General features: G+C 51.5%; 1 protein-coding gene and 2 pseudogenes. 1 reads left to right on the forward strand and 2 read right to left on the reverse strand.

The genetic code is table 11. From position 1 onward, the window contains the following. Positions 1-105: 105 nt before the first annotated feature. Both PG883_RS22920 and PG883_RS22925 read right to left on the reverse strand, forming a co-directional pair. Positions 106-414: pseudogene (locus PG883_RS22920) on the reverse strand (VOC family protein); the annotation flags it as partial. Positions 415-523: 109 nt separating this feature from the next. Then, entirely contained in the window at positions 524-991 is a 468-nt protein-coding gene (locus tag PG883_RS22925) for a hypothetical protein (protein ID WP_049636326.1), read from the reverse strand. Positions 992-1,144: 153 nt separating this feature from the next. Here PG883_RS22925 and PG883_RS22930 point away from each other — a divergent pair. Beyond that, a pseudogene (locus PG883_RS22930) lies at positions 1,145-3,325 on the forward strand (DEAD/DEAH box helicase family protein); the annotation flags it as partial. Between the last annotated feature and the right edge of the window lie 94 nt (positions 3,326-3,419).

The raw sequence follows: 3,419 nt of genomic DNA on the forward strand, positions 1-3,419 counted from the left end.
GCACCGTTGGAGGTGATCAAGCAATACATTCAAAACCAGCGGGGCTGACGCCCCGGCGAAATTCCCCTCCCACCTACGTCGGAGGGAGTCCCCTTTCGCATTTAAGATGGGACCACAGGCACCGCTTTTCATCACTGGCCCCTCCACGATTTCGACCCCCTGGCTCGCCAGCTGGGCCATCACCTGATCCAGGGGCCAGCTGGTGATGAGGCAGAGATCCCCCGACCCCACCTGCGCCCGGTTGCGCGCCTCCTCCCCCAGCAACTGCAAATTGATCTTCTGGTTGCCAAAACGCAGCGCCCGGCGGCCTGCCCCGAAGGTGATGGGCTCCATCTTGAAGGCGCCGCTGTAAAATGCCACCGCCCGCTCAATGTCGCTGACCGTCAATACCAGATGGTCGATATGGCTTATCATGCTTGCTCCCTGTCATGGTGATTGCCGCACCATCATACCCACCCGCCTCAATAGAAACTGTGGCATGGTGCACAGGGGGCTAACCACGTATTTTGACTAGGGAAATACCTTAACGCACGGCAGCACACGCCTTGTCACGCTGGGCCAGCAGGGTTTCGTCATTACTGCCCATGGCCGCCAGAATGGCCTGATTACAGGCCCGCTCCGCGAGCTTACCCGGGCTCTGCTGGGCATCGGCGATCTCCGCGATCATGGGGCGATAGCCGATGGCGGCCGAGCAGTACATGGTGCGGTACTTGGGAAGCTGCCAACTGCTGTCGTCTTGCCGTGTCAGGTCATCGCACAGTTTACCAAACAGTGCCTGCGCCTTGACCGTGCACTGACTGAAGCGCCGCACATCTTGCTCGTAGGGACGGCAGACACTTTGCTGTTTTATCTGCCAGAGCTGGAAAGAGAAGGGAACCTGCTCTCCCTCATAGGGCACTACCAGCGTTTTTAGCTCGGTGCCATAGATATCCGTCACCTGCTGCTGCACCAGATTGAGATAAGCCGAAAAAAGATAAGATATTGGATCCATCACTACCTCCCTGTGGTTCGCCTTCTCTATCTTCGCCGCCCATGGCTAGATAGATCTTCAAATGGGCAAAATTAGATAACAGCTTACTGATTTAGCTAAAAAAAATGATACCCTGCCTACTCCCCTTATGCACAAGATTCAAGGTCAGTCACCATGCAGCAATGTGGTATTTATGAACAACTCATCACACAACTGTTGGCATCAAGACTAGATCGATCGCATTTCTACATCGGGGAACGACAACTGGAGTCTGCGGAGGCCTCAGTCTGGTTATCACGATTCCTAACTCGTGTGTTGGAATATGCAGTAGGCTCGGTCACTGGCGATGACCCATTACAACGGCAGATTGAGCTGGCTAACCAGTTATTGCTTTGGCTAAAAGATCGCATACAAGACCCAGACTTTATTGGCGAGAACCTTATCGACAGTCAGGGAAAAATACTGACCGCTCTGTACCAGTTGGACAACCCCATTTCCGCCAATTTAAAACAATATGTTGACGATATTTCCCCTCTGACCGGTCTAACGCAAAGTGAGCTGTTCTGCGGCAGCAATGCGGGTTTGTCGATGGAGTCAGAGATTAAACGGGAGATATTATCGGCAGATAGCATCTGCTGGCTGGTCTCATTTATCAAGTGGGCAGGTATCCGTATTTTCCGTCATGAGCTGGAAGAGTTCACTCGCAGCGGCCGCCAATTAAAAGTAATTACTACCTCATATATGGGGGCGACCGACGCCAAGGCAGTTGAATTTTTAGCCAGCCTCCCAAATACCGAAGTCAAACTCAGCTATAACACCCAGCGCGAGCGGTTGCATGCCAAGAGCTATCTCTTTTGCCGAAATACCGGTTTTCATACCGGCTATATAGGTTCCTCCAATCTCTCTCACTCTGCCCTCACCAGCGGCTTGGAGTGGAACCTAAAAATCACCTCGCAAGAGATCCCTCATATTATCGAGAAATCCCTGAGTACCTTTGAAACCTATTGGGAATCCGATGATTTTGAGCTGTTTGATGGCAAGCTCGAAAGCCGTACAAAATTGCAGCATGCACTGCAAGAGGCCCGTGGGGATGGGGACAGAAATAACCCTGCCTATTTCTTTGATATCACGCCGTTTCCCCATCAACTGGAGATCCTTGAACAATTGGCGATGGAGCGCGCTTTACACCAGCGCTTTCGTAACTTGGTGGTAGCGGCTACCGGTACAGGGAAAACTCTGATCTCCGCCTTTGATTTTGCGCATTTTTTGAAAACCAAACCCGATGCCAAGTTTCTGTTTGTCGCCCACAAAGAGGAGATCTTGCGCCAAGCATTAGCCTCGTACCGCGGAGTGCTCAAGCAATCAAATTTTGGCGAACTCTTGGTCGGCGGCGCCGTGCCAACCCACTACCGTCAGCTGTTTGCCTCGGTGCAATCCTTGAATAACCAGCTGGCTAATTTACGTCTTAGTCAAGACTATTTCGATTACATCGTCATTGATGAGGTTCACCATATTGCGGCGGCCAGTTATCGCGGTCTGCTCGCCACCTTTGAACCTCAGATTCTGTTGGGATTAACCGCAACGCCAGAGCGCCATGATGGCGGTGATATTCTTGCCGACTTTTGTGGTGTCATCGCAGCAGAGATCCGCTTGCCCGAGGCCATCAATCGTCGCCATCTCTGTCCGTTCCAATATTTTGGTATCGATGATGATACTGACTTGCGCCAAGTGACTTGGAAAAATGGCCGTTATGACATTACTGAGCTCACCAATATCTATACCCACAATCAGCAGCGGGTACAGAAGATAGTCCAGAGCCTCAATGAGATCGTCACCGATATTACCAAGATCAAAGCACTGGCATTTTGTGTGAGCCGTGAACATGCCGACTTTATGTGCAAGGCATTTTTATTGAAGGGCATCAAGGCTGACATCCTCACTAGCGATAACCGAGACGAGCGACATAGTAAGCAACAAGATTTGCGTACCGGCGTTATCAATATTCTCTGCGTGGTGGACATCTTCAACGAAGGGGTTGATATCCCGGAAGTCGATACCTTGCTGTTTTTACGACCAACGGAAAGCCTCACCATCTTCTTGCAGCAATTGGGACGTGGCCTGCGGCTGGCGAGCGATAAAGAGTGCTGCACCGTATTGGACTTTGTTGGGAATGCCCGTGCGGAGTATGACTTTGCCCAGAAATTCCGGGCTCTGGTGGGTAAAACCAATAAGGCGATCAGCCACGAGATCAAACAGGGCTTCCCTCACGCCCCCTTGGGCTGCCGCATCGAGCTCTCAAAACAGACCCAAGAGTTAATTCTGAGCAATATCAAAAAGGCGACCGCGAATTCAACTCCGAAGTGCAACACCCGCCAAATCAAGCAACCTGTCGTAGTTCATCAAACACGATCTGCGGTTGCCTGAAATCCAAACATTTGCGCGGTCTAAG

It is taken from the genome of Aeromonas sp. QDB25 (genome assembly GCF_027707725.1).
GTDB lineage: Bacteria > Pseudomonadota > Gammaproteobacteria > Enterobacterales > Aeromonadaceae > Aeromonas > Aeromonas caviae.

Excerpts from the sequence above, each read along its gene's own strand:
- PG883_RS22925 (WP_049636326.1), bottom strand. The coding sequence starts at position 991 with ATGGATCCAATATCTTATCTTTTTTCGGCTTATCTCAATCTGGTGCAG.